Below are 25,383 nucleotides of genomic sequence, written 5' to 3'. Positions count from 1 at the left end.
CTTGACCATGTGATGCTGCGTACATCGGCGTCGCGCGTGCTGGACGACAACGATCGCGACGAGGTGCTTCGGCTCCTCGACACCGATCCGGTCGCCAACGTCTTCGTCGCGTCACGGGTGCGGGCCGTCGGCCTCAATCCCCCCCGGCTCGGCGGCCAGATGTGGGGGTTCGGCTCGCGCGGCGGGCTGACCTCAGTGTGCTACGCGGGGGCCAACCTGGTCCCCGTGAACGCCGGGCCCGAGGCCATCGGCGCCTTCGCCGAGCGCGCCCGCCGTCAGGGCAGGCGCTGCTCGTCGATCGTCGGTCCCGCGCCCGCCGTGGAATCGTTGTGGGAGCGGCTGGAGCCGTACTGGGGCCCGGCGCGGGCGATTCGGGCGGCCCAGCCGGTGATGGTGACCTCGTCGCCGTCGCCCGTCGCGCCGGATCCGCTGGTGCGCCGCGTCCGGCCGGAGGATTTCGGCATCGTGCTGCCGGCGTGCGTGGCGATGTTCACCGAGGAGGTGGGCGTCTCCCCGGACGTCGGCGACGGCGGCGCGCTGTATCGTTCCCGCGTGGCCGAGCTGATCCGGATCGGGCGTTCGTACGCCCGCATCGAGAACGGCGAGGTCATCTTCAAGGCCGAGATCGGCGCGGTGACGCCGCAGGCCTGCCAGATCCAGGGCGTCTGGGTGAATCCGGACCATCGCGGCAAGGGCTACGGCGTGGCCGGCATGGCCGCCGTGGTGGAGCAGGCCCTGAAGTACTTCGCGCCGCTCGTCACCCTGTACGTGAACGACTTCAACCACCCGGCGCGGGCCGTCTACCGCAAGGTCGGCTTCCGGGAGGTCGACACGTTCATGTCCGTGCTGTTCTAGCCTCCCGCGCCGCCTCGTCCGCCGCCGGCTCCGGCGTCCACCAGTCCCTGCCCTCGCAGACCTCGTGGTAGACGTCGAGAAGGTCCACGCCGGAGGCGCGGGCACGGGACTCGGCGGCGGCCCAGGCGTAGACGCTTCTGGCCGTGGACGAGAGCTCGCCGCGCACGCGCATGGCGTACGTGCGGGCGCGAATCTCCTGGATCTTGTGGTCGTCGGGGTCGGCCTGGGCGGCGAGCTCGGCCAGGTGGCAGGCGAGGCGCAGATCGCCGGCCTCCGCCGTCGCGACCGCCCCCCCGGCGATCGCGGCGGCGCCTCCGGCGAGCCCGGCCAGCGCGGTGGCGAGCCGGGCGTCGGGGGCCGGTTTGAGATGGGCGGGGTTGCCGTCATACCAGCCGCCGTACAGCCGCCAGATGGTGCGGACGAGGAACTCCGGCTCGTCATGCCACGGGCGCAGGTACGGCCGCTCGGCCAGGGCGGCCGGGGGCCGTACGGTGTGCAGGGCCTCGTCGAGGCGTGCGCCGGCGTTCATCAGTTCGAGGGTTTGATCGATCAGGCTGTCCAGGTAGTCGGCGGTGTCGGTGAGCGCCGACCGTACCCGCTCGCGCCCGTGGATCGGCGGGCCCTGCCCGGGGAGCAGGGTCTCGGCGTCGAGGGCGGCCATCCGGCGCAGGTCCTGCGCCCACTCGTCCGGGTGGCGCTGCGCCAGATGGGGGTCGCCCGCCTGCGGCACCCCCCAGGTGAACAGGTCGCCGGTGAGCAGCACGCCCGATTCGGTAAGGAAGGCCCAGGTGCCGTCGTCGGTCTCCCCGCGCGCGTGACGCAGCTCGAGGATGACGTCCCCCAGGGAGAGCGTCAGCTTCTCCCGATAGGTGAGATCCGCGGGCCGGTACGCCGAGGGACACGACAGCCGGGCGAAGCCGAACCGGCGCTGGTTGACGACGCTGTGGTAACCGGCGGCGCGTGCCCGGCGGGCGAGGCGGCCGGCCGCGTTCTCGTGCGCGACCACCGTCGGGCGCGGCCCGTCCTCCTCCTCGAAGGGCTGCAGCGCCGAGGCGTGCTCGTAGCGGCCCTTCGCGAGGATCGCGTAGCGGACCGGCACCCACGACCAGTCGCGGATCGCCGTGTACAACGCCGGGGGATCGATCGTGTTGCCGGGGTCGAACAGGGCGAGGCCGCCGGAGCCGGCGATCGCGTACACGTTGCCGGAGGCGGGCCACAGCACCACGTTCTCGGCGACCCGGTGCACGCCGTGCGCCCGCAGGTCGGCGAGCGGCACGTCGCCGGGGCTCGTGACGCCCTGCCACACCCGCTCGGCGTAGTCGAGCATGTTTCTCGCCCCTCCTCCCGCGACTCACCCGCGATCCCCCCGGCCCGGCCTCCCGACCCTCACCGGAAACAATGACCTCGAAGGCACAGGCCGAGGAAGTAGGGAGGTCCCTAGTGCTGTGGCCACGCCGCTCGGCGTGCGGCTGGTTCGCCTGCGGTGCGTATGAGGCCCGTGAAAGGCTTGTCTAGAGCTCGCCGCGGTCCACCGCCAGGGCCAGCTCCACCCGTGAGCGCAGGCCCGTCTTGGCGTACACGCGGCTGAGGTACACCTCGACCGTCTTGCGGCTGTAGTGCAGTTCCTCGGCGATCTGCGGGTTGCTGCGGCCGATCGCGACGAGCTGGGCGACACGGCGTTCCACGGCCGTGAGGGTGACGGTCGGGGCGGGGACGAGCCCGGCCTCGCGCAGTCTGTTGGCCGCGCGTCTGCGCCAGGGCTCGGCGCCCAGCTCGGTGAAGATCGCGTGCGCACGCTGAAGCTGCCCGCGGTCGCCGTGCACGCCGAGCACCAGCCGGGCCTGCGCCTCCTCGAACACCATGCCGTCGGCGCGGGCCAGCTCCAAGGCGGCTTCGGCCCGTTCCGGGTCGCGGAAGGCCGCCGCCGCGCACAGGTGGGCGGTGAGCCGGGCCCGGGGGATGCCGTCCTTCGCGCCCTCGTCGAGCCGGTGGGACAGCTCCCGCGCGATGTCCCAATCGCCCGCCGTGCCGTGCAGCATCACCTTCACCCCGAGGGCGCGGTGCATGACCTCGGTCGGCCCCGCCTCCAGGGCCTGATCCAGGAGACGAGCCGTGGTCTCCCGATCGCCGCGGCCGAACGCCAGCCGGGCCGCGAGCACCGTGCGCAGCCCCCTGTGCAGCGGGCAGTCCGGCGGCGGCTGGGCGAAGATCGGCTCGGTCTCCTTGTAGCGGCCCTGCTCCAGCAGGATGTCGAGCTGAATGTTGCGCAGCAGCGCCAGGTTCTCCGCCAGCCCGGCCTCGGCCATCGCCTCGGCGTCGGCGGCGATGTCGGCCAGCGCCCGCTCCCACTCCCCGCCCAGCCTGCGGATCACCGCCATCGTACGGCTCGCCTGCCCCGCGATGTCCCCCCAGCCGAGCCCGCGCCGGATCTCCTCGGCCTGGTTGAGCAGGGCGAGCGCCCGCGCGCGGATGCCGGCGATGGCGAGCAGGTGCGCGGCGGTCTCCAGGGAGGACATCCGGGCCACCGGAGGCAGCGCCACCGAGCCCTTGACGATCAGCTCGACCGCCCGCTCGCCGTTCGGCCAGTCCCCGGTGACCACCGCGTGCAGCCCCAGCGAGGTGAGCGTGATCAGCCGGTCCTCCGGCGGGCACTCGGCCAGCCCCGCCCACGCCCGCCGCGCGGTCTCGGCGGTGTCGCGGCTGAACTGCGCGTTGATCGCGGCCCGCTGGGCGAGCAGCGCGGCGGTGTCGTCGGCGTCGGGAAGCTGCTCGTCGATGACGGCGAGCGCCTGGTCGTAGTTGCCGAGGGAGTCGGCGGCGTGCACCACCGTGTACGCGGTCCGCACCCGCCGCCGCCCCGGCGGGAGCAGCTGCAAGGCGTGCAGCCCCGCCGTCACCGTCTCCCGGGGCCGGGAGCCCTTCCAGTACGACAGCGCCTGCCGCGACAGCAGCGCGCCGCGATCCGCGGGGGCGGCCAGGTCGGCGGCGCGGCCGTACCAGTGGGCGGCCGACAGCGGAGCGGTGACGCGGGTCAGCCGGGCGGCCTCCAGCATCGCGGCGAGCGCGTCGGGCGCGGTGGCGCCCTCGGCGACGTGCGTGGCCCACTCCAGCATGCTGCGGGTGCCGCGCAGGCCCTGACGCCGCAGCAGCTCGGCGATGCGGGCGTGCACCCGGCGGCGCTCGGCCGGTCCGAGGTCGGCGTAGAGCGCCTCGGCGACCAGGGGGTGGGCGAACTCGTGCGAGCCGTCCTCGCCGCTCACCACGACGCCGTCGCGGACCAGCCCGTCGAAGGCCCGCTCGGCCTGCTCCGGCGCCAGCCCCGCCACCTCGGCGAGCACCTCGAGGTCGGTCGGGTAGGCCGGGCGGGTGCGGCGCAGCGCGGCGAGCACCCGGGCGAGGTCCCTCGCCCCCTGGTCACGCTGGAACAGGCGGCCGAGGATGGCGCCGCGGCGCGCGGAGGGGTCGGTGGAATGCACCGCGCCGCCCTGCACCAGCTCCAGCACGAGCTCGCGGGCGAACCACGGGTTGCCCCGGCTGCCCTCGTGGATGCGACGCACGGTCGCCGGGCTCGGCGTGCGCCCGAGCAGCCGGGTGACCAGGTCGGTGACCTCGTCCAGGGTGAGCGGCGCGAGCGTGATCGTCTCGTCGGCGTCGAGGGCCGGCGGGCGGCGGGCGGTGACGACGACCGACAGATCGGGGACGCGGCGGGGCAGGTGGGCGAGCACGCTGAGGGTGTCCGCGTCGGCGAGGTGCGCGTCGTCGATCGCGATCAACGTGGGTCCCGGCAGGGACTCCAGCAGCCGTACGGCGAGCACCGCGGGCGCCGCGGCCGAGCCTCCGAGGGCCGCCTCGTCGATCGCGTCGAGCAGGGCGCGCAGCGGCTCGCGGGCACCGGGGTCCTCGCGCAGCGAGCAGAACGCCTCGGCGAGCGAGGCGTAGGCGAGGCCGCCGCCGAAGTCACGGGCGCGGCCGTCGAGCACGCGCGCCCCGGCCTCGCGGGCGTGCCGTTTCACCTCGGCCAGCAGGTGGGTCTTGCCGATACCCGCCTCGCCCAGGACGAGCACGGTCACGGGGGTGCGGGACAGGGCGTCAAACAGGCGGCGCAGGGCGTGCGCGCGCCCGATGGCGGCGGCGGGCTCCTTCATCGGGCTACCGGGATACCTCACGATCGGCGAACTGCAGCTTGCTGACTAAACTCCGTTAAGTTACTGCAATTCTCTATCTTTCCGAAGCGCTATGCACACTCGGGTATTGGCGATACCGAAGACGCCTCACCGCGTGGCTTCACCCGAACACGCCGAGGTACGCGTCGTGCCTTGCCGGCGTGCGTTACGGCCGACCTTTCCGATGGCGTTGCACGGCGGCATCAAGGCCGGGTCGTGCCCGAGAGGGAGGGGAGGTGAGGGTGGCGGGGGAGCGCTGCCCGGCGTGTCATCTTCTGGAATGATTCCGGATTTCATCCGTTGCGACATTCATTATTGACGTGAGTGACATTTACCGTTCTGATATAGATGGGCGGAAACGCCAGGACATGCGGGCAGAGGGGCGCCCGTTCCGGCGGGTCGGTGGCTCTTGTACGCGGTGCCCGTCGTGCATCAAGGGCCGTCCGGAAGGGCCGGGAGCCGTGGGGGCGAGTGATAATCAGGGCCGGTGACCCGCCTGGGGGTCGTAGGTCCTTTGGGCGACTTGCGCGGATTGGGTGATTCGGCGTGGCGTCTGGGGCGTGCCGAGGTGGTCTGGGAGGGCGGTAGGTGTGAGCGTGTGGCGAGGCGCTCGTACGTTCCGCGCGGGCAGGCCGAGCAAGCCGGTGGCCTGGAGCACGGGCGTCTGGGGCGTGCCGAATTGGTCTGGGAGGGCGGTAAGTGTGAGCGTGTGGCGAGGCGCTCGTACGTTCCGCGCGGGCAGGCCGGGCAGGCCGATGGCCTGGGGCACGGGCGCCCGGGTCGTGCCGCCGGGGAAGGTCAGGATGCGTAGGCGGCGAGCACGGCGCGTAGCAGGGCCGGGCGTACCGTCTCCTCGGGCAGGTCGATCGTTTTGAGGACGGCTAGCTGGATGGTGCCGAGGACGGCCCAGGCGCGGACGCGGGCCTCGCCTTCGACGGGGTCGGAGGCTTGGCCGCCGGTGAGCCGGGCGTACAGCTCGTCGCGGAACTTGCGGATGATCTCGCCGGTGGAGCCGGGCGGGGCGTGATCCATCGCGCCGATGTCCTCCATCATCAGGCGCAGCACCGCTCGATGGCGGACGCTGAAGTCCACCAGGGCCTCGATGAAGGAGGGCGTGTCGTCGCCGAAGTCGGTGCCGAGCAGGGCGAGCATGTCGTCACCCGCCGGGGCGATCAGCTCGGCGGCGATGCGGTCCTTCGGGTGGAAGTGGTAGGCGACCGCGGTTTTGGTCAGCCCCACCTCCGCTGCGATGTCGGCCAGCGAGGTGGCGGCGTATCCGCGTTCGGCGAAAAGCGCGCTGGCGGCGGCGAGGATGCGGGCCCGGGTGTCCTGGCCCTGATCGAGTGTGGCCATTGTCTCATTAACCGGCGAGTTGGTGCGTTTCCACTGGGTTGCGCCCTAGTCTCTTTCCGTAGGTCCTGTACGACCATACAGGACAGCCTTCCAGGATGATTGCCCCAGAGGTCGACTATGACGAACTTTTTGCGGCGATTGGGCGATTGGTGCGGTCGGCACGGCCTGATCGTACTGGCGCTGTGGATCGCCCTCGCCGGTGCCGTCATGGGCGGCCGGGTGATCTTCGGCGCTCCGGTCAACAACAACGTGTCCATTCCCGAGGTGGACGCGCAGATCGCCCACGACCTGCTCCGCGAGGAGTTCGGCGCGGCCGACGGGGGCGGGCGTACGGCCCAGTTGGTGCTCTACTCCGCGAATCGGGCACTGACCGAGAAGGCGCCCAAGCGGGCGGTCGAGAAGTCGCTCAAGGAGATCCGGGCGCTGCCGGGGGTGGTGTCCGTCGATACCCCCTACCGGATCGGTGGGCTTTCCTCCAGCCTGCGCATCGGAATGATCACGGTGCGGATGGAGTCCGACGACTCCTCCAAGGGATCGTCCGGGAGGTCAGGGGGCTCCGGGGGCTCGTCCTCGCCGAGCACCGAGGAACTGGTGCGGGCCGCCGCGCCCGCGGCCCAGGCCGGCATCGAGGTGGTCCCGGTCGACTCCTCCTCCCCGGCAGACAAGGAGATCAAGACCGGCCCGAGCGAGATCATCGGTGTCTCGATCGCGCTGCTGGTCCTGCTGTTCGCCTTCGGCACGCTCGTCGCCGCGCTGATTCCGATCTTCACCGCGCTGTTCAGCGTGGCCGTGGGGCTCGGCGTCATCGGACTGCTCGGCCATGTGATCGACGTGCCCTCGCAGGCGTCGGTGATGGCCACCATGATCGGTATTGGTGTCGGCATCGACTACGCGCTGTTCCTGATCTCCCGGCATCGGCGGCTGCTCGCCGACGGGGTCACGGTGCGTGAGTCGATCGCCCGCACCACGGCCGGCTCGGGCGGCGCGGTGCTGTTCGCGGGCGGCACCGTCGTGATCGCGCTCAGCGCGCTCTTCCTGGCCGGGTTCCCGCTGCTGCGCACTCTCGGGCTGCTCACCGGGATCTCGGTGATATGCGCGGTGCTCACCTCGCTCACGCTGGTGCCCGCGCTGCTGGGGCTGCTCGGGCATCGCGTCAACGCGCTGCGCATTCCCATCGTGGGGCCGCGTCGTACCGGGCGGGACGGCCCCGCGACGGGCTGGGCCGCGCTCGGCGACTGGGTCGCCGGGCGGCCGTGGCGGGTGCTGGTCGCCGCCACGCTCGTGCTCGCCGCGCTCGCCGCGCCGACGCTCGGCCTCAAACTCGGCACGCTCGACGACGGGTACGCCGGGGAGGGCACCTCGGCCAGGCGGGCGTACGAGCTGATCAGCGCCGGTTTCGGGCCGGGCGCCATCGCCCCCATGATCGTCATCGCCGAACTCGACCACAAGGCCGAGGCCCCGGCCGACGAGAAGGCCACGAACGAGAAGGGCACAGGCGAGAAGGGCACAGGCGAGAAGGGCTCGGACGGGGGGACGAAGCTCCAGGACCCGACGGTGCAGGCGCTGCGGCAGCGGGTCGCGGGCGTGGAGGGCGTGGTGCACGTCACCGAGCCCAAGATCGGCGCTGACGGCACCGTCGTCATGGTGAACGCGATCTCGCGCTTCGCGCCCAGTGACGACCGGGCGACCGACGTGGTGCATCGCATCCGGGCGCTGGACGTGCCGGGGGCCGATGTGCACGTGGGCGGCGAGGTCGCCGCCCTGGCCGACGCGGGCGAACGCATCACTTCCCGCACGCCGCTGGTCATCGCCGTCGTGGTGCTGCTCAGCGCGTTCCTGCTGCTGCTGGCGTTCCGCGCGCCGCTGGTCGCGATCAAGGCGGCGCTGATGAACATGGTCTCGCTCGGGGCCGCGTTCGGCGCGCTGGCGATCGTCTTCAGCTATGGCGTGGGCAGCCGCCTGGTCGGCATGGACCCGCCGCCGAGCGCGGACGCGTCGCCGGTGAACCTGCTGTTCTTCACCGTGCCGATCGACCAGTACGTCCCGGTGATGCTGTTCGCCGTGCTGTTCGGACTGTCCATGGACTACGAGGTGTTCCTGCTCACCTCCGTCCGCCAGGCGTACCTGCGCACCGACGACAACCGCCGGGCGGTCGCCGAGGGCCTCGGCGCCACCGGCCGCGTCATCACCTCCGCCGCCCTGATCATGGTGGCCGTCTTCGTGGCCTTCGTCGCCTACCCCGACCCCCTGGTCAAGGTCTTCGGCGTCGGCCTCGCTGTCGCCATCGCCGTGGACGCCACCCTCATCCGCGGCTTCCTCGTCCCCGCCACGATGGTCCTGCTCGGCAGGCTCAACTGGTGGTGCCCCCGCTGGCTCGACCGCATCCTCCCGCCCCTGTCGGTCGCCGAGCACGACGACGACGAGCCCGCCGCGCCGCCGCAAAAGGAACTCGTCGGCGCGAACCGCGCACACCTGTGACATTCGGGGACGTTGGCAATGGCAGACGTGATACCCGCCCAAAAGATCATTTATAACTTGTTCTAAACTAAACGGTCATGACGGCTGATCTCGCGTCCACAGAGGAGTCCGACGGCAAGGAGTCGCGCCTGGCCGCGCTCAGCGTCCTCGCCCAGCAGGTACGGGACCTGATGGACGCGGTGGCCCTGACCGACGTCGACGAGGACGAGATGACCGCCGTGACGGCCGAGCTCGTGGCCCTCACCGACCGGTTGCGGGCGGCCCAGCGCGCCACCCCGCAGCCTCACGAGATCGCCCCCGACGGCAGCTACCGCCACCTTGGCAACGCCGTCACCGGCGCCTGCAACCCGCACGCGCTTCCGCTGCGGACGGAGGTCACCCCCGAGGGCGGCACCCGGTCCGAGCTGACCTTCCGCCCCATCCACGAGGGCCCGCCCAACGCGGTCCACGGCGGGGTGAGCGCCATGATCCTCGACCATGTGCTCGGCAACACCGTCGCCGCGGCCGGTCGCGGCGGCATGACCGGCACCCTCACCATCCGCTACCGCCGCCCGACGCCGTACGGCCGGCCCTTGGTGGCCACGGCCGAGATCTCCCGCACGGAGGGGCGCAAGACCTGGGTCGAGGGCCGCATCGCCACGCCCGACGACACAGTCCTGGTCGAGGCCACCGGGCTGTTCATCACGCCCATGGAGTGGGTGCGCTCAGGAGAGGGTCCCGCCAACGCGGTGTGACGAAACGCCGGTGTGATGAGCGGTGTAATGAAACGCGGTGTGACGACTCGCCCGCGGCCGTCCTCACCGCGATCGCCGTCCGGGTGAAGGATGAGCCATATCGAGGTCAAGGCCCTGGACTTTCCGCAAACGGCGGCCGACGATGGATTCACATGCGGCGCCGAAATGGCCATGGATATGGGGGACCGGCCGTCACGCGCATATCGGCGCGAAGCATCGTACCTGCCCCATAGGAAATAGGGGCCTTCAGGCGGTGGCGTAGCGAGGGGTTCCCCAGACACCGTCAATCGTTCACACCTGTGAGGCTGCCCGTGCCGAGCCGTGTGCTTGTCGTGCCGGTCTCGGGGTGTGCGCATGTCGATCACAGAAAAGGGAGGATGATATGCGCGAAAGGCGTTTGATCTTCCTTGGTCCGGCTCTCCTCGCCACCTTCGCGTTCGGCGTGGCCGAGGCTCCGCCGGCGTCCGCCGCCCCGGCGTCCGGCAGCGTCGTGACGAGCACGAACACGGTCGTCGACAAGCTCATCGCGCCGACCTGTAAAAAGCTGAAGGGAAAACGCAAGAGAAGGGCGTGTCAGGACGGCTACAACGACGGGTTCAGCTACGCCAAGTCCACCTGTAAGCGGCGTAGTGTCACGAAGCCAAAGGTCTCGGTGTCGGCCGCCTACGACCGCGGGTACGCCGCGGGGTTCAAAGCGGGCAGGAAAGCCTGCTGACCGCCCTGCCATGACCTGACCCACAACGCCGTATCGCCGATGCGTCGAAGATGAACGGTGGCCGCCACGTCGGAAAATGGCGGCCACCGTTCACTCGGGGAATCGTCGGGGGTACGGCGGCTGATGTGAGGTCCACCTCCTGACCATGAGGGTCGCACCTGTCGACGCGGCAGGCGTCGCGGCGACTCCTCGGCCGCGGTCAACCGGCGGCGGCGGCCGCCGCCTGCGCCTGCTGGATCACCTTGCGCAGGGCGGGGGCGGCCGGGCCGCCGCGCTCCTGCAGAGCGGCGATGCGGTCCTTGTGGGTACGGCGGCGCTTACGGGGGAAGACCGTCTTGAGCTCGGCGGTCGCGGCCAGGGCGACCAGGGCGGCCTCGCGGTCCTCCACCCGGGTGAGCGGGGCGGACAGGGCCGCGGAGACCTCGGCGGCCAGCCGCTTGACGACCCGGGGGTCGCGCACGTGGATCACGGTTCGGCTGAAGATGAGGAACGGGCGCTGCAACTCCACCTTGATCCAGCGGCCCGCCTCCAGCTCGTCGCGGACGGCCTTGGCGGTGGCCTTGCCGTGGGTGCGGATCCAGTGCTGCCATGACCGGGGTTTCGACTCCGAGATCTGCTGGAGGACCTGGGCCAGCACCGGGTCGTCGAGCGGACGGGCGTGCTCGACCGGCCGCACCTTGCCCGACTCGTCGGCGATCCTGCCGCTGAACAGCAACTCGGTCAACGCGGCGGCGCGGAGCAGGTAGCGGAAGTACATGCCGCCCGCGAGGCGGTGCTTGTCCTGGTCGTAGGCGAGGAGATAGAGCTGGGCCGGCAGGGTCTCGGGAACGTTCACGATGGCTCTCCTCTCAGTGGGCCAGGCCGGGTGTCCGGCCTGGCCGGAACGAACGGGGGAACTGGTGCGATGACCGCGGGCGTTCACCGCGCGTCTTGGGCCGAATCCCTCGGGCCGGGGTCTTGCAACGGGTCCCTCGGGCCGGGCGCCTTTGGGTCGGTCGGCGCCGTACGTTGACGCGCCGTCGCGGCGCCAGGGATGGCCACCTCGGTGAAGCGATGCGGTCACGCGCTAGGTATCGGGGGGCCGGGCGTTCTCCGGCGTGGCTTCGGGGGCCGCCGCCAGGTCGGAGCCGTTTCCCCTGGGCTGTCTGGGAGGACGTCCTCGCCGGGGGATGCGTCCCGCGTCGCGGGGGAGGCGTCCGGCGTCGGCCAGCGCCTTGCGGAGCAGGAATTCGATCTGGGCGTTGGTGCTCCGGAGCTCATCGCCGGCCCACCGGGCCAAGGCGTCGTGGACCGCCGGGTCCAGCCGGAGCAGGATGCTCTTTCGTTCGGTCGCCACGGTTACCGGTAAAGGGAGCCGGTGTTGACGACCGGCTGCACGTCACGGTCGCCGCAGAGCACGACCAGCAGGTTGCTGACCATGGTGGCCTTGCGCTCCTCGTCCAGGTCGATGACGTCGTGCTCGTCGAGCCGGGCGAGGGCGGCCTCGACCATGCCGACCGCGCCGTCGACGATCCGCTGCCGGGCCGCCACGACCGCTCCGGCCTGCTGCCGGCGCAGCATCGCCTGCGCGATCTCGGGCGCGTACGCCAGGCGGGTGATGCGCGACTCGATGACCTTGACGCCCGCCGAGGCCACCCGGGCCGCGATCTCGGCCGACAGCCGCCCGGTGATCTCGTCGGCGTTCTCCCGCAGGGAGAGCTGCTGCCCGTCGTGCGAGTCGTAGGGGTAGCTGCCCGCGATGTGACGCACGGCCGTCTCGGTCTGGAAGGCGACGAACTCCACGAAGTCATCGACCTCGAACTGGGCCATGGCCGTGTCCTCCACCTGCCAGACGACGACGGCGGCCATTTCGATGGGGTTGCCGTCGGCGTCGTTGACCTTGGCGGTGCCGGTCTCGTGGTTGCGAATCCGGGTCGAGATCTTGCCCTTCTGAGTGAACGGAAGCACGCACCGCAGACCGGGCGTGCGTACCGTGCCCTTGTAGCGGCCGAGCAACTGGATCACCCGGGCCTCGCCCGGCGCGACCGCGGTGAGGCTGGTGCTGAGGCAGGCCCCGCCGATGACCAGCAGCGCACCGACCACGATCATCACGGTCCCTGCGGTGGGGCCGCCCGTGGCGGCCGTGACCGTCCCCACGACCATCAGGGCGGTGCCGCCCACGATGGCCAGCAGGGACAGGCCGAGGATCGGCCACCCGTTCGTCTCCCACGCGGGGAACTCGTTGGTGTGCGGTTTCGGCATGTCCACCGCGACGTCGTTCTTGACGAGCGCGCTCTCTGTCATGGCTCCTCCTTGATGTCTATCTAGAACCTAGCAAAGTGATATCACTTTTTCTAGGCGAGAGCGCCCGCCGACCGCCGGGCCACAGGAGTCTGCCGTTGCGGACAGGTGCCGCAGCGAGGCCGTGACCGCCGGTGCCGACCCTTGTGAGTCCGAGGAGTTGAAGGCGTCGGGGGCCGTCGCCGCAACGGAGAAGGCGGAATTCGACCAGCCCGGCGCATGCCTACCTGGGCAGGTCCGGTGATTTTCCGCGCGCAAGCGATCTCAACGGCCGCCGGAACAGGCGGTCACCGCACAACGCCGTGGGCATGGTGCCCAGCGGGTTGCAGGGGATCGACTACGAGCGACTCGTGGACGACCGCGACATCAGTGAAGGGTCGATGTCAGTTGATGACCGGCGGCGGATCGTCGTTCTGTTCGCCGTCCGACTGTTCGACGTCCGACTCGCCCGCGGAACCGTCGTCAGGGTTCTGCGTGGGTTTGTCACTCGGCTCGTCGCTGGGTTTGTCGCTCGGCTTGTCACCGGGCTTGTCGGCCGGCTTGTCCTGCGGCTTGTCGCCGCCGGTGTCGCAGGCCGGGCGGTCGAGGTTCACGGTCCGGCCCGGGCTTCCGTTCCCGGCGGTGGGCGAGGTGGAGACCACCACGCTTCGGGCGTCACCGCCGCACTTGGGCGGGGCGAACCTCTTGCTCAGCGACAGCACATAGGAGGTCTTGCCCTTGACCACGACCGTGCGGGCGTCCGTACGCGTGATCGGGTCGCCGTTGACGACCACCCGCTGTTTGAAGGTCGCCGTGACGGTCACCGGTTCGGTGGTGCTCGTCGTGACCGCCACCCGCGCGGTGGTGCCGTTCCACGACAGGATCCGCACGCGCGGCGGCGCGCACTTCGGCCCGGACACCCGGGTCGTGCGGGTGACGGTGCCGCCGGGGGCGGCGGGCACGGTGGCCGCGGAGACCCCGAGCACGGCCGTCTCTCCGCACGGGATCTTCGGGAAGTCGCCGGTCACCACCGAGCGGTACGAGGTTTCGCCAGAAAGGGCGCGTGCGGCGGTGTCAACGACCTTGGCCTCGCCCTCGCCCTGGCGCAGGGTGAAGCCGATGTTCAGCCTGACCGCGCCGGGGCCGCTGGTGTTGACGTTGACGACCGCCTGCCGGCCGTTCCACGAACCGATCGACAGCCTCTCCACCTGCGGCGCCGGACACGCGGGTCCCCGCACCGTGATCGTTTGGCTGCGCGGGCCGCCGGACGCCGCCGGGGTCGTGTCGACCGTCACCCGGCGGACCACGCTGGTGCCGCAGTCCGGCTCGCCCAGGTCGGCCGTCGTGGTGACGGTGTAGACGGTCCTGCCGGAGAGCGTGAAGGTCTGCGGCCGTCCCACCGGGGACAGATCACCGCCCACGCGGCCCTGCGCGTACCGCACGGTCAACTTGACCGGAGCGGTCACGTTCGTGCCCGCGTACACGGTCGCGTTGTTCCCGTCGAAGTTGACGATTCTCAGCGCGTCAACCGTGACCACCGTCGGGGTGGGAGTCGGGGTCGGAGTGGGTGTGGGTGTCGGGGTGGGCGTGGGAGTCGGCGTGGGTGTCGGGGTTGGGGTAGGTGTCGGCGTGGGCGTGGGCGTGGGCGTGGGAGTCGGGGTAGGCGTCGGCGATGGGCCGGTGGAGGTCTCGCTCGGCGTCGGATCGGGGTCGGTCCCCTTGTCGGTCGGGCGCGGCTCGGGGGACGGAGGTCGCGCGGAATTCGTCGCTCCTGATCCGGATCCGACCTCGTTCCCGGCAGGCGAGAGCGTCGGCAGGCTCTCCGCTCTGTCCGGGGAAGGGCTTTCCGCAGCGGGGTCCGCCGTACGCGGCGGAGCCGGAGACTCTTCGCTCCCGCCGCCACCGCCGGGCGGCTGGGCGAACACCTGCGCGGGAGTACGCTCCGGCCGCAGCGGGCCGTCGTTGCCCAGGGTGATGTTCGGCCGCGACATGGTGATGAGCACCGCGACGACGATCGCGGCCGAGACCGCGCCCGCCCCGATCGCGTACCGGGGCGCGACCTCCTGCAGCCGCCTCAGGCCGTTGCGGACCACGCCGGGATTCCCGAGCCGGGTCTGCGCCAGCGAGGTGGACACCTGCGGCGGCGGATCGGCGAGCGGGAACAGCAGCGCCAGCAACGTGGCCATCTCGGCGAGGTGCCGCCGCCCGCGCTGCTCCCACTCCGGCCCGTACGCCTCGATCGCGGCCGTCTCCAGCTCGGCGAGGAAGGCCCGCGCGGTCATCGGCCGGTCCGCCGGGTTCTTGGCCATGCCCCGGGCGACCAGCCCTCGCACCGAGGACGGCACCTCCAGCAGCGGAATCGGGGCGTTCTTGTGCTGGTGCATGAGCGCCAGCCCGTTCTCCGCCCGGTACGGCCGATGCCCGGTGAGGCACTCGAAGAACACGCAGGTGGCCGCGTACACGTCGGTCGCCGGAGTGGCGCGGCTGCCCTCCCACTGCTCGGGGGCCATGTACGAGGGCGTGCCGGAGTGCACCCCCACCTGGCCATGGCGGGCCGCGATGCCGAAGTCGCTCAGCTTGGTCGCGCCGTCGGCCTGAACCAGCACGTTCTCCGGCTTGTAGTCCCGGTGCACGATGCCCGAGGCGTGCGCCGTCGACATGCCGAGCAGCGACCCCTTGAGCACGACGAGCGCGGCCTCGGGGCTGGTCGCCCCGTGCTCGGCGAGCAGCCTGCGCAGCGAGACGCCGTCGACGAGCTCCATGACGATGGCGGCCCCCGCCATCGTCTCGACGTACTCGTAAAGCCGCACGATGTTGGGATCGTCCAGCTCCACCATGACCCGGGCCTCGGCCCGGAACCCCGCCAGGAACTCCGGATCCCTCCGCAGCTCGTCCTGCAGGTACTTAATGGCGACAAACGCCCCGGTAGCGGTGTATGTCGCCAGAACGACGCGGCCGGCACCCCCCGTGCCGAGGACGCGCTCTTCCCGATAACCGGGTACCACCCAGCTGCCCATCGCGTGCCCTTCTAGACCCCACCCCACTAGAAGGTCTCATCCCGAAACGTTACTTGTCACGGTAATTTCTGTTCTTCATATGACGTTTCAGGTACGTCGGCGGTTGTCGTCCGGCCCGCGGTTCCTGCCGGCCGCTATCGGCCGAACGTATTCCCAGGTCGCCGAGGTCCGGCGGATGTCCCGGGGCGCATGTGCGAATGGCGTCGCGCATCCGGTCCGCCGGGTGGAAATGAAGATCCGGTTTGTGGTCCCGGGCCCCCGCCTTCTCATTGCCGATCCCTGCAAGGGCCATGACATGCCTATAAAGGCCATTTTCGGCCCGTAATAACGGTTCGTCCGAAAGAGGGGCGGTCGTGGCCTGCCGGGGGAGACCACGACCTCGGGCGTCGGCCGCGCCGCCGGCGGCTCACAGCCGTCCGTGCTCCCGCAGCACGCGTCTGGCCTGGGCGAACAGCATGCCGACGTTCACCGACTTGCGGCACACCACCGCCACGACGATGTCGTCGTTGCTCCCGGAGCGCAGGAACAGGTGGGCGAGGTTCTCGCTGTTGACGAGGATCTCCTGAAAGTAGTGCCGGTCGGTGACGACGCCGCGGCGCTCCTTGAAGATGTCCTCGATCATCATGACGTTGCGGCCCTGGAACATCTCCAAGGTGGTCGCCGCGAGCAGGTCGAGCACCTCCGGCGGGTGCGTGTCGACGGTCTCCACCGACAGCAGCATGCCGGTGGCCATGTCGATCACCCCGGCGGCGAGGCACTCGGGGACCTCCGAGCGCAGGTACTTGACCACGCTGTTCACCCGGTCGGTCATGCTCGGGGACTCCTGGGCGCCCGAGGTTCTGGACGTGCTCATCGCGCTCCTAGCGTTCGTTGTGCCGCGTACGGGTACGGTTCGGCCCCGGCGCGGACGTCGTGTTCGGTGGTACTCATGGGTGTCGATCGGCCGCTTCGGGCCGGGCCGGGCCTTTCCCGGCGATTCGGTGCCCCTCGGTGTCAGGGCGGGCAGGTCGGTTCAGGCCCGCTTGGCCGGTTCCTGCGGCGCGGTGAGCAGGTGGTTGATTCGCTCGGTGACCGCCTGTGATTCCCGGTGCAGGTGCCGTACGTCCATGCCCGCGTCCCCCAGCACGGCCATCAGCGCCAGCTCGCCGACCGCCTGCACGACCACGTAGCCGTGGTTGAACTGCGCCACCGTCTGCTGCAGCCCGCCCCTGCCCAGCACGTCGCCGGCGCGGCGGGCGAGCCCGAGGGTGGCGGCCGACAGCGCCGCCAGCGTGTCCGGATTCACCAGGTCGGCGTCGGCGTCCGCGGTGATCAGTATCCCGTCGGTGGTGGCCACGGCGACGTCGGTGACGCCGACCACCCGGTCGCGGAGCCGGCGGATCTCGTCGGCCAGCTCCTCATCGTTCGTACTCACGGCTCTCCTGTCTCCTGGTCGCGTGTCTCCTGGCCGCGTTCGCCGGACCGGGTCACGTCGTCGACGGGCTCTCGCGCGCCCGCGCCCCCGCCCGGCGGCGCGTCCTGGTCGGAGTGCGCGCGCAGCCGGAGCCGGGGACGGTGGGTGAGCGGTCTCAACGGGGAATCGCCCCGGAAGCCGCTGGCCCCGGGTGCGCGGCGGGGCAGCCGATCGGGCTCCGCGCCCGGGGGCGGCTCCGGCCACGGGCGGTCGCCGGGGGAGCGGGGCCGGTGGCTCGGATCGCCGTCCGGCGGGTGGACGGCGGCCACCCCTTCGGCCAGCATCGCCGAGATCTCCACGGTGACGGCGTAGAGGCCGCGGCCGAGCAGGAAGGCGACGTCCCGGCAACTGCGCCGGCCGTTGAGATGGCGCAGGATCTCGCGCCGCAGGTCGCTGGGCGGCGCCTGGGGCCGCTCCGCCGCCCGGGGGGTCGGGACCAGGCGGTCGAGGAACGGGGAGATCGGGGTACGGCGGGACACGCGCAGGGCGGCGAGGCGTCGTTCGGTCTCGCCCAGCAGCCAGTCGGGTTCGATGTCCAGCGGCACCGACAGCCAGGACGCGGCCGTGTCCCGCTCCAGGACGCACTCGTCGACGCGTCCCGCCGCGATCGCGAAGGCTCCGTCGAGCGCCGCCATCTGGCAGATCGCCCGCAACTCCGTGGCGCCGACGAGCGTCCGGGCGACGAGTTCGGCTCCGATGCGCTCGTCGGCCGCGCCGGCCTTGACCGCGTCGGACCAGTCGGTCTCGGTGATCCGGCCGGAGCGCAGCAGCAGGGCCGCGGCGTCGGGGGCACCGGGCGAGGTGACGGCGGTGACGACGCCCCGGGCGAGGGCGATGACGCCGCCGGGGCTGCCGGTCACCCGCAGCAGGCCCGTCAGCCGCTGCTCCGACGCGGGGGTCAGCGCCTGGGCGAGCTTGACGGTGGCGGCCGGTTCGCTGTCCGGGGGCGGCGGAGGGGGAGCAGCGGAAAGGGCCGCCGACATGGGATCCTCCAGGCGTGAGAGACCGGGTGAACAGGCCGGAAACATCTAAAATCGTCAAATTACGGGGAATGTCGATATCTGCCCACTTTGGGCATGGTGGCGTTGATTGCAGTGAGCATACATTTGCGCGATTTGCCGATGTTGCGCGGGGAATATCCTGCCCTTGACGGTGTGCCTCGGTCAAGCTGGTTACTTGCATTTCTGCATGTGCGACATGAGGCGATATTGTGAATATTATTCGGCTCCGGTGGTCGCGGGCGACCCTGTGGTCCGCGTTCGCTCAATGAGGATCCCGCGCCGTACGGATGACCTGCTCAAATCGGTCGGCGAAAGGGGCGTATGGCACATTCGCGAATATCTTCCATGAAATGTGCACGGTGGCCGGAACGCGTATCTGAGGCGGTCGGGCGCGGCCTTTCCCCTCGTCGGCGCGCCGCCCGTCGTGAGTCCCCGTTGTGACGCCGCCGCGGGCGGTGAATGCGCGGGCCGGGGGCGTATGGCTTCGCGGCGAAGGGTGTGGTGAGGTGGAGGCAGGATTCCGTACGCGCGTGGAGGGATCGGATGGCTCGCAACCTCATCCTGTCGGGCGGTGCGTTTCATGACTTCGCGGCGACCTCGGAGGCGCTGGCCGAGGTGCTGACGGAGGTCGGGGTCGACTCGGAGATCACCGAGGACATCGCCGGCGCGCTGGAGGACCGCCCCGAGGTGCAGCTCATCACGGTCAACGCGCTGCGCTGCCGGATGACGGACGGACGCTACGGCGATCAGGCGGCGCGCTGGCGCTTCGAGCTGTCGGCCGAGGCGCGCACGGCCCTGCTCGACCACCTCGACCGCGGATACGGCCTGCTCGCGGTGCACGCCGCGACGCTGTGCTTCGACGACTGGCGGGGATGGCCCCGGGTGGTCGGGGCCTGCTGGAACCCGGGCAAGTCCCACCATCCCCCGCTCGGCTGGACCGAGGTGCGCGTGCTCGGCGGCCACCCCATCGTCGACGGGCTACGGGACTTCGACGTCGTGGACGAGGTCTACTCCGACCTCGACGTGCTCCCCGACGTCCGCCCGCTCGCCTCCGCCCACGGTCAGCCGCTGCTGTGGGCGCGCACGGTACGGCGCGGCCGTGTCGTGTACGACGCCCTCGGCCACGACGTGCGCTCCTTTGACAGCCCGGTCCACCGCCGCCTGCTGCAGCGGGCGGCCCTGTGGCTGCTGAAACGCCCGGTGGTGCTCGGCGACTGACGGCGGGCGGCTCGCGGCGTCCGGGTCGTGCGAGGGCACCGGTGCGCCGACGGTGAGGTCGTGCGGGGAGGCCGTGCGGTGAGGCCGTGCGGGGGAGGGTCAGCCGTCGGAGACGTCGGACGGAGGGCGGCTCTTGAGCAGCCGGGCCGACTCCGACTCGTGGGCGATGCGGCGCAGTACGTCGAAGGCCCTGCCGTACATGACGGTGCCGAGCACGATGCTCTCGACGGCCTGGTCCCGCGGGCCGTCGAAGGGGATGGTACCCATCTCGTAATCCCGGACGAGCCGCAGCGCGGCCTCGGCGTACGGCATGAGGGCCTCGGCGGTGCCGGGCAGGCCGAGGCGGCGCATCGCGATCAGGTTGTGGGCGAGTTCGTCGCGGGTGGGGGCGTCCGCGCTCACGCGCAGTTCGAGGGCGGCGAGCAGGCGGTCCACCTCGGCGTGGGCCTCTCGCCACCGCTCCCGCGCGGCCGGGTCGTCCTCGGCGTCGCCTAGGGGCTCGGTCTTGGGGCCTGGCTTGGGGCCCGGTTTATGGCCCGGTTTGGGGCCCAGCGCGTAGTGTGCGGTGCCGAGCATCTCGTGCACCGGCAGGCTCTCGTCCTCCACCGCGGCGATCACCTGGCGGATCGAGGCGAGCGGGAGGCGTCCGACCTCGAGGAGCGCGCGGATCAGGCGCAGGCGGTGCAGGTGGCGCTCGCCGTACTGGGCGCGGGTGGCGGCGGTCGTTTCGCCCTGCGGGAGCAGGCCCTCGCGCAGGTAGTACTTGATCGTGGGGATGGGCACCCCGGACGCCGCGCTCAGCTCGGAAATCCGCATAGTCAGATAGTACTGGTATCCAACGCCGGTCCCCCCGGCCGGTGCCCTGTGGACGGAGTGCGCCGCGCGGGCTCGTGGATCGGCCGGTGAGGTCTCCGCTCCCGCCTGCCCGCCGTACGAGGCAGAAGGTTCGGACCGCACCGCACGGCAACCCGGCGCAAGTGGTCTGACCTGCGTTTTCCTCCCGCTAACCTGAACTTGACTCCATCAGTCATGAGAATTATTTTCATGTCAACCGTACTGACCTGGAAGGATTGCCTGTGACCGGTGGCGCGCTGGGACGCATCGAGACCGAGCTGCCGCATCTGCCCAACGCGCTGCGGCGGGTCGGCGAGCTGATCCTGGCCGACCCGGCCGAGGCCGCGAGGTCCACGATCGTCACGCTCGCCGAGCGCAGCGGCACCTCGGCGGCGACCGTCACCCGGTTTTGCCGCGCCTTCGGCTTCGCCGGGTACTCTGAGCTGCGGGTCGTGCTCGCCACCGAGAACGGGCGGGCCGCGCAGGCCGGCTGGGGCGTCGGCGTGCTCGGCCAGGCGATCGGGCCCGGCGACCCGCTCGACGCGGTCGTGCAGACGATGGCCGCGGCCGACGCCCGGCTCATCCAGGAGACCGCGGCCCAGCTCGACCTCGGCGTGATCGCCAAGGTCGCCGACGCGATCGTGGCGGCCGGGCGGGTGCTGTTGTTCGGCATGTCCACCAGCGGCGAGGTGGCCGGCATGCTCAGCGGTCGGCTGCGCCGCATCCGGGTGCCGTGCTGGAGCTACCGCGACCCGCACCAGGCGCTCGCCGACGCGGCGCTGCTCGGCGAGGGCGACGTCGCGCTCGGCGTCTCCCACCAGGGCCGCACCCGTGAGGTCCTGGAGACGATGGCCGAGGCCGCCGGGCGCGGGGCGACCACCGTCGCGGTCACCTCCTTCGCCCGCTCCCCGCTCGCCGAGCTCGCCGAGCTGGTGCTCACCACGGCGAGCCGGGAGACCGCCTTCCGCCCCGCCGGGCTGGCCGCCGTGCACTCCCAGCTCTTCGTGCTGGACGCGGTGTACGTGGCGGTCGCCCAGCGCACCTACGAGCGGGCCACCGACGCCTTCGATCGCACGATCAAGGCCCTGGACAGCCACCGAGTCGAAAGGAACTGAACGACGTGGACATCGGCGACATCGGCGCCACCGCGTACGTCCGGCACGTGGAGCACCTGGTCCGCGAGGTCTCGCAGAGCCAGGCCGACCCGGTACGGCGCGCCGCCGAGATCATCGTGGCCGCGCTGCGCGCGGACGGGGTCGTCCAGGCCTTCGGCTCCGGTCACTCCGAGGCGATCGCGATGGAGATCGCCGGCCGCGCCGGCGGGCTCATCCCGACCAACCGGCTCGCCCTGCGCGACCTGGTCCTGTACGGCGGCGCCCCGCCCGAGATCCTCACCAAGGAGCTCGAACGCGACCCCGCCATCGCCCAGCGCATCTACGACCTGGCCCCGGTGAGCCCGAAGGACGCCTTCGTGCTCATCTCCAGCTCCGGCGTGAACGGCTCGATCGTGGAGATGGCCACCCTCGTCAAGGACCGCGGCCACCCGGTGATCGCGATCACCTCGGTGCGGCACAGCCGGGCCATGCCGTCCCGCCACCCGTCGGGCCGCAAACTGCTCGACCTGGCGGACGTGGTGCTCGACAACGGCGCGCCGTACGGGGACGCGGTCCTGGACGTTCCGGGCGGCGCGGCCACCGGCGCGGTGTCCACGATCACCTCGGCGCTGCTGGCGCAGATGGTCGTCGCGGAGGTGGTGCGCACGCTGCTGGAGGCGGGGGAGACCCCGCCGCTGTACCGCTCGGTCAACGTCGTCGGGGGCGACGAGCACAACCGGGCACTTGAGGCCCGCTACGAGGGCCGCATCCGCCGCGGAGCCTGACCACCCGACATCCGCGGTGCGCGCGAGCGGACCGGCATCCATTGGAGGACTCATGCCAGCAAAGCCCCCCACAAACCCTCTCAGCAGGCGCGAAATGCTGAGAGCCGCCGTCACGGCGGGCGTGCTGCTGCCGTTCGCCGCGGCCTGCGCGACCCCGACCGGCGGCGGCGCGGACGGCGCCTCGCGTGCGGTCGCCACCGGGACCGTGAGCGCGGCCAACCCGCTCGGCGTCCCCGAGAGCATGCCGTTCGAGGTCGTGATCTTCGACGGCGGCTTCGGCGACGCGTACGCGCGCGACATCCACGAGCCGCTGTTCCGCACCAGGCACCCGAAGGTGCGCATCAAGCACACCGCGACCAAGGAGATCGCCAAGACGCTCCAGCCGCGCTTCGCCGGCGGGGACCCGCCGGAGTTCGTCAACAACTCCGGCGACAACGCGATGGACTTCGGCGCCCTCATCCAGGACGGCCAGGTCGCCGACCTCACCCCGCTGCTCGACGCGCCGAGCTGGGACGACCCGAACGTCAAGGTCCGCGACACGCTGCTGCCCACCGCGATCGAGTTCGGCAGCTACGATGGAACGTTCCGAGTGCTGCCGTACGCGAACACGGTCTGGGGCATCTGGTACTCCACCAAGCTGTTCAAGGACAACGGCTGGGAGGTGCCCAAGACCTGGGACGACTTCCTCGCCCTCTGCGCGACGATCAAGAAGTCGGGCAAGGCCGCGCCGTTCACCTACGCCGGCAAGCACCCGTTCTACATCTACGAGACCATCCTCACCCTCGCCGCCAAGATCGGCGGCGTGGACGTGCTGCGGAACATCGACAACCTCGTCGAGGGCGCGTGGAAGGCCGAGCCGGTCACCCAGGCGGCCACCGCCTTCGCCGAGGTCGGCGCGAAGTACCTGATGCAGGGCACCGCCGGGCTCGACCACATCCAGACGCAGACCGCGCAGAACAAGTACCAGGTGGCGATGCTGCCGAACGGCTCCTGGCTGGAGAACGAGCAGAAGGACTCCACCCCGGACGACTTCGGCTACGCGATGTTCCCGCTGCCGTCGTTCTCCCGCTCCGACGCCCTGCCGTACGGCACGCTGCACGCCCGGCCGGGCGAGGAGTTCTTCGTCTCGGCCCGGTCGGCGAACCCGCTGGCCGGCATGGAGTACATGCGGGCGATGCTGTCCGCGCAGGGCGCCGGGCAGTTCACCGAGCTGGTCAGCACGCTCACCGTGGTCAAGGGCGCGGGGGAGGGGCGCCGCCTCTCGCCCGGCCTGGCCAGCGCGTCGGCGGCGCTGAAGGCGGCCGGGACCAACACCGTCTACTTCCGGTTCCGGCAGTGGTACGCCGAGCTCCACGACGAGGTGGCCGCGGCCACCGGCCAGCTGATGAACGGGCGGCTGAGCCCGGCGGCCTGGGCCGACCGGATCCAGCGCAAGTCCGACCAGCTCAGAGACGATTCCTCGGTCAAGAAGTTCAAGCGCTGAGCCGGAGGGGCAACCATGACTCACGGCAGGACACGCTTCGTCATCGGGTTCCTGGTGCTCCCGGTGCTGCTCTATCTCGTCTACGTGATCTCCCCCTACGCGCAGGCGTTCTACATCGCGATGACGAACTGGCGGGGGGTGAACGCGAACCCGCGGTTCGTCGGGCTTGAGAACTTCCGGCGGCTGCTCGACGACACGATCTTCTGGCGGGCGGTGACGCACAACCTGCTGCTGCTGGTGCTGCTGCCGCTCGGCACGATCGCCATCGCGCTGTTTTTCGCCTACCTGCTCAACGCCGGAGGCGGCGGGCGGGGCGTGGGGGGCGTGCGGGGGTCCGGCTTCTACCGGGTGGTGTTCTTCTTCCCGCAGGTGCTCGCGGTCGCGATCATCGCCGTGCTGTTCCAGCAGGTGTTCCGGCCGGACCGGGGCGGCATGATCAACGGGCCGCTCACCGCGCTCGGGCTGGAGCCGATCGGGTTCCTGTCCAATCCCGACATCGCGCTGTGGTCGGTGCTGGGGGTGCTGATCTGGCAGGCGGTCGGGTTCTACGTGGTGCTGTTCTCGGCCGGCATGGCCTCGATCCCGCAGGAGCTGTACGAGGCCGCGCAGATCGACGGCGCGGGGCGGATCCCGATGTTCTTCCGGGTGACGCTGCCGCTGCTGTGGGACACCGTGCAGGTCGGCTGGATCTATCTCGGCATCGCCGCGCTCGACGTGTTCGCCGTGGTGTGGGTGATGACGGCCGAGCAGGGCGGGCCCGACTCGTCCACGACCGTGATCGCGGCGGAGATCTACCGCAACGCGTTCGACTACTTCAAGTTCGGCTACGCCTCGGCGATGGGCGTGGTGTTGTTCTTCTTCACGATCGGCTTCGCGGCGCTGGCCATGCGGCTGTCGCGGCGTGAGCGGATCGAGTTCTGAGGGGTGCCCAACGTGATCACAGATAGGGTCCGGGCCGCGCGTCCGGTCGTGGATCGGGCCGCACGCAAGGCCGCACTCAGGGGCGCACGCCGGGGGGTACGCGGGGCGCCGCAGGAGCCGCGGGTGTCCCGCGCGGCCGTACGGCGGGAGCGGCGGGTGCGCCTCGGGCCGCTGTCGTACCTGTCCCACGCGGCGCTCGCGGTGTGGACGATCCTCGTCGTGGTGCCGCTGGCGTGGACGTTCCTCGCCTCGGTCAAGAGCGAGGACGAGATCTTCGGGGGCGCGTGGACGCTTCCGGCCGTGCCGAGGTTCGACAACTGGGCGCGGGCCTGGGAGCAGGCGCACGTGGGGCAGTACTTCCTCAACAGCGTCGTGGTCGTCGCGTTCAGCACGTTCGGCACGATGCTGCTGGGGTCGATGGCGGCGTACGTGCTGTCCCGGTACCGCTTCCGCGGCAATCGGCCGATCTACCTGCTGTTCGTCTCCGGGCTGGCGTTCCCGGTGTACCTGGCGCTGACGCCGCTGTTCTTCGTCGTGCGGAACATCGGGAACATCCCGATCATCGGCCCCTTCATCGGGCTGAACACCCACGGCGGGCTCATCCTCGTCTACATCGCCTACTCGCTGCCGTTCACCGTGTTCTTCCTGGCCGCGTTCTTCCGCACGCTGCCGACCGCGGTGGCCGAGGCGGCGTTCGTGGACGGCGCCTCGCACACCCGGGTGTTCTTCCAGATCATGCTGCCGATGGCGCGGCCCGGCATCGTCAGTGTGACGATCTTCAACGTGCTCGGGCAGTGGAACCAGTACCAGTTGCCGCTGGTGCTGCTGTCCGGCGAGGCGCGGGACAAGTGGGTGCTCACCCAGGGCATCGCGAGCATCTCCACCTCGGCCGGGTACGACGCCGACTGGTCGGCGCTGTTCGCCGCGCTGAGCATGGCGATCCTGCCGATGCTGATCATCTACACGGTGTTCCAGCGCCAGATCCAGGCGGGTCTCACCGCCGGGGCGTTGAAGTAAGCC

General features: G+C 71.0%; 21 protein-coding genes. 10 read left to right on the top strand and 11 right to left on the bottom strand.

Annotated features, from left to right (window positions below; genetic code table 11):
• Nucleotides 1-12 precede the first annotated feature (12 nt).
• Nucleotides 13-855: a GNAT family N-acetyltransferase gene (locus tag AB0K60_RS33315; RefSeq protein ID WP_364064398.1), complete on the top strand. Its 843-nt coding sequence runs from the start codon at nucleotides 13-15 to the stop codon at nucleotides 853-855.
• Here AB0K60_RS33315 and AB0K60_RS33310 read toward each other — a convergent pair.
• From AB0K60_RS33310 to AB0K60_RS33300, 3 genes are all read right to left on the bottom strand, one after another.
• A complete protein-coding gene (locus AB0K60_RS33310; protein WP_364064340.1) occupies nucleotides 836-2,182 on the bottom strand; it encodes an alkyl sulfatase dimerization domain-containing protein in 1,347 nt (448 codons plus the stop codon). The two genes, AB0K60_RS33315 and AB0K60_RS33310, sit on opposite strands and share 20 nt — an antisense overlap.
• A 184-nt stretch (nucleotides 2,183-2,366) precedes the next feature.
• Nucleotides 2,367-5,000 (bottom strand): AAA family ATPase, encoded by a 2,634-nt coding sequence (locus AB0K60_RS33305; protein WP_364064337.1) that lies wholly within the window; start codon nucleotides 4,998-5,000, stop codon nucleotides 2,367-2,369.
• An 816-nt stretch (nucleotides 5,001-5,816) separates the two neighbouring features.
• Complete coding sequence (locus tag AB0K60_RS33300) at nucleotides 5,817-6,371, bottom strand: TetR family transcriptional regulator (protein ID WP_364064334.1); 555 nt, start codon at nucleotides 6,369-6,371, stop codon at nucleotides 5,817-5,819.
• 117 nt (nucleotides 6,372-6,488) lie between these two features.
• Between AB0K60_RS33300 and AB0K60_RS33295 the strand changes: the two genes are divergently transcribed.
• The 3 genes from AB0K60_RS33295 to AB0K60_RS33285 all read left to right on the top strand — a co-directional run bounded on the left by AB0K60_RS33295 (nucleotide 6,489) and on the right by AB0K60_RS33285 (nucleotide 10,298).
• A complete protein-coding gene (locus AB0K60_RS33295) occupies nucleotides 6,489-8,849 on the top strand; it encodes an MMPL family transporter (protein ID WP_364064331.1) in 2,361 nt (786 codons plus the stop codon).
• Between the two features lie 77 nt (nucleotides 8,850-8,926).
• A complete protein-coding gene (locus AB0K60_RS33290) occupies nucleotides 8,927-9,583 on the top strand; it encodes a PaaI family thioesterase (protein ID WP_364064328.1) in 657 nt (218 codons plus the stop codon).
• 382 nt (nucleotides 9,584-9,965) lie between these two features.
• Complete coding sequence (locus AB0K60_RS33285; RefSeq protein WP_364064325.1) at nucleotides 9,966-10,298, top strand: hypothetical protein; 333 nt, start codon at nucleotides 9,966-9,968, stop codon at nucleotides 10,296-10,298.
• A gap of 199 nt (nucleotides 10,299-10,497) precedes the next feature.
• Here the strand turns inward: AB0K60_RS33285 and AB0K60_RS33280 are convergent, their stop codons facing one another.
• The 7 genes from AB0K60_RS33280 to AB0K60_RS33250 all read right to left on the bottom strand — a co-directional run bounded on the left by AB0K60_RS33280 (nucleotide 10,498) and on the right by AB0K60_RS33250 (nucleotide 18,010).
• Nucleotides 10,498-11,133 (bottom strand): GPP34 family phosphoprotein, encoded by a 636-nt coding sequence (locus tag AB0K60_RS33280; protein ID WP_364064322.1) that lies wholly within the window; start codon nucleotides 11,131-11,133, stop codon nucleotides 10,498-10,500.
• A gap of 231 nt (nucleotides 11,134-11,364) precedes the next feature.
• A complete protein-coding gene (locus tag AB0K60_RS33275) occupies nucleotides 11,365-11,634 on the bottom strand; it encodes a hypothetical protein (RefSeq protein ID WP_364064319.1) in 270 nt (89 codons plus the stop codon).
• A 2-nt stretch (nucleotides 11,635-11,636) separates the two neighbouring features.
• Nucleotides 11,637-12,539, bottom strand: a complete 903-nt coding sequence (locus AB0K60_RS33270) for an SPFH domain-containing protein (RefSeq protein ID WP_364064396.1) — start codon at nucleotides 12,537-12,539, stop codon at nucleotides 11,637-11,639.
• A gap of 422 nt (nucleotides 12,540-12,961) precedes the next feature.
• Entirely contained in the window at nucleotides 12,962-15,574 is a 2,613-nt protein-coding gene (locus AB0K60_RS33265) for a serine/threonine-protein kinase (protein WP_364064316.1), read from the bottom strand.
• A 406-nt stretch (nucleotides 15,575-15,980) separates the two neighbouring features.
• On the bottom strand, nucleotides 15,981-16,427 hold the full coding sequence (locus tag AB0K60_RS33260) for a hypothetical protein (protein ID WP_364064313.1): 447 nt from the start codon (nucleotides 16,425-16,427) through the stop codon (nucleotides 15,981-15,983).
• Nucleotides 16,428-16,586: 159 nt separating this feature from the next.
• Entirely contained in the window at nucleotides 16,587-16,988 is a 402-nt protein-coding gene (locus AB0K60_RS33255) for a roadblock/LC7 domain-containing protein (protein WP_364064310.1), read from the bottom strand.
• Nucleotides 16,985-18,010, bottom strand: coding sequence for a hypothetical protein (locus tag AB0K60_RS33250; protein WP_364064307.1), 1,026 nt, complete (start codon nucleotides 18,008-18,010; stop codon nucleotides 16,985-16,987). The genes AB0K60_RS33255 and AB0K60_RS33250 overlap by 4 nt, the downstream gene beginning before the upstream one ends.
• A gap of 561 nt (nucleotides 18,011-18,571) precedes the next feature.
• Here AB0K60_RS33250 and AB0K60_RS33245 point away from each other — a divergent pair.
• Nucleotides 18,572-19,246 (top strand): ThuA domain-containing protein, encoded by a 675-nt coding sequence (locus AB0K60_RS33245; protein ID WP_364064304.1) that lies wholly within the window; start codon nucleotides 18,572-18,574, stop codon nucleotides 19,244-19,246.
• Between the two features lie 99 nt (nucleotides 19,247-19,345).
• Here AB0K60_RS33245 and AB0K60_RS33240 read toward each other — a convergent pair whose 3' ends face one another.
• Entirely contained in the window at nucleotides 19,346-20,062 is a 717-nt protein-coding gene (locus AB0K60_RS33240) for a MerR family transcriptional regulator (RefSeq protein ID WP_364064301.1), read from the bottom strand.
• Between the two features lie 260 nt (nucleotides 20,063-20,322).
• On the opposite strand from AB0K60_RS33240, the gene AB0K60_RS33235 reads away from it, so the two are divergent.
• The 5 genes from AB0K60_RS33235 to AB0K60_RS33215 all read left to right on the top strand — a co-directional run bounded on the left by AB0K60_RS33235 (nucleotide 20,323) and on the right by AB0K60_RS33215 (nucleotide 25,380).
• A complete protein-coding gene (locus tag AB0K60_RS33235) occupies nucleotides 20,323-21,195 on the top strand; it encodes a MurR/RpiR family transcriptional regulator (protein ID WP_364064298.1) in 873 nt (290 codons plus the stop codon).
• A gap of 5 nt (nucleotides 21,196-21,200) precedes the next feature.
• Nucleotides 21,201-21,959 (top strand): SIS domain-containing protein, encoded by a 759-nt coding sequence (locus AB0K60_RS33230; protein ID WP_364064295.1) that lies wholly within the window; start codon nucleotides 21,201-21,203, stop codon nucleotides 21,957-21,959.
• Nucleotides 21,960-22,053: 94 nt separating this feature from the next.
• Complete coding sequence (ngcE, locus tag AB0K60_RS33225) at nucleotides 22,054-23,442, top strand: N-acetylglucosamine/diacetylchitobiose ABC transporter substrate-binding protein (RefSeq protein WP_364064292.1); 1,389 nt, start codon at nucleotides 22,054-22,056, stop codon at nucleotides 23,440-23,442.
• A gap of 15 nt (nucleotides 23,443-23,457) precedes the next feature.
• Complete coding sequence (locus AB0K60_RS33220; protein ID WP_364064289.1) at nucleotides 23,458-24,363, top strand: sugar ABC transporter permease; 906 nt, start codon at nucleotides 23,458-23,460, stop codon at nucleotides 24,361-24,363.
• A gap of 123 nt (nucleotides 24,364-24,486) precedes the next feature.
• Nucleotides 24,487-25,380 carry a carbohydrate ABC transporter permease gene (locus AB0K60_RS33215; protein WP_364064286.1) on the top strand — a complete coding sequence of 298 codons (894 nt, stop codon included), beginning with the start codon at nucleotides 24,487-24,489 and terminating at the stop codon, nucleotides 25,378-25,380.
• The last annotated feature ends 3 nt before the right edge of the window (nucleotides 25,381-25,383 follow it).

This window comes from Thermopolyspora sp. NPDC052614 (assembly GCF_040678635.1).
Classification (GTDB): Bacteria; Actinomycetota; Actinomycetes; order Streptosporangiales; family Streptosporangiaceae; genus Thermopolyspora.
This window is presented reverse-complemented; position numbering and strand designations above follow the sequence as displayed.

Coding starts and splice junctions, on each gene's coding strand:
- AB0K60_RS33315 (WP_364064398.1), top strand. CDS start 13: ATGCTGCGTACATCGGCGTCGCGCGTGCTGGACGACAACGATCGCGAC.
- AB0K60_RS33310 (WP_364064340.1), bottom strand. CDS start 2,182: ATGCTCGACTACGCCGAGCGGGTGTGGCAGGGCGTCACGAGCCCCGGC.
- AB0K60_RS33305 (WP_364064337.1), bottom strand. CDS start 5,000: ATGAAGGAGCCCGCCGCCGCCATCGGGCGCGCGCACGCCCTGCGCCGC.
- AB0K60_RS33300 (WP_364064334.1), bottom strand. CDS start 6,371: ATGGCCACACTCGATCAGGGCCAGGACACCCGGGCCCGCATCCTCGCC.
- AB0K60_RS33295 (WP_364064331.1), top strand. CDS start 6,489: ATGACGAACTTTTTGCGGCGATTGGGCGATTGGTGCGGTCGGCACGGC.
- AB0K60_RS33290 (WP_364064328.1), top strand. CDS start 8,927: ATGACGGCTGATCTCGCGTCCACAGAGGAGTCCGACGGCAAGGAGTCG.
- AB0K60_RS33285 (WP_364064325.1), top strand. CDS start 9,966: ATGCGCGAAAGGCGTTTGATCTTCCTTGGTCCGGCTCTCCTCGCCACC.
- AB0K60_RS33270 (WP_364064396.1), bottom strand. CDS start 12,539: ATGCCGAAACCGCACACCAACGAGTTCCCCGCGTGGGAGACGAACGGG.
- AB0K60_RS33265 (WP_364064316.1), bottom strand. CDS start 15,574: ATGGGCAGCTGGGTGGTACCCGGTTATCGGGAAGAGCGCGTCCTCGGC.
- AB0K60_RS33260 (WP_364064313.1), bottom strand. CDS start 16,427: ATGAGCACGTCCAGAACCTCGGGCGCCCAGGAGTCCCCGAGCATGACC.
- AB0K60_RS33250 (WP_364064307.1), bottom strand. CDS start 18,010: ATGTCGGCGGCCCTTTCCGCTGCTCCCCCTCCGCCGCCCCCGGACAGC.
- AB0K60_RS33245 (WP_364064304.1), top strand. CDS start 18,572: ATGGCTCGCAACCTCATCCTGTCGGGCGGTGCGTTTCATGACTTCGCG.
- AB0K60_RS33240 (WP_364064301.1), bottom strand. CDS start 20,062: ATGCGGATTTCCGAGCTGAGCGCGGCGTCCGGGGTGCCCATCCCCACG.
- ngcE (WP_364064292.1), top strand. CDS start 22,054: ATGCTGAGAGCCGCCGTCACGGCGGGCGTGCTGCTGCCGTTCGCCGCG.
- AB0K60_RS33220 (WP_364064289.1), top strand. CDS start 23,458: ATGACTCACGGCAGGACACGCTTCGTCATCGGGTTCCTGGTGCTCCCG.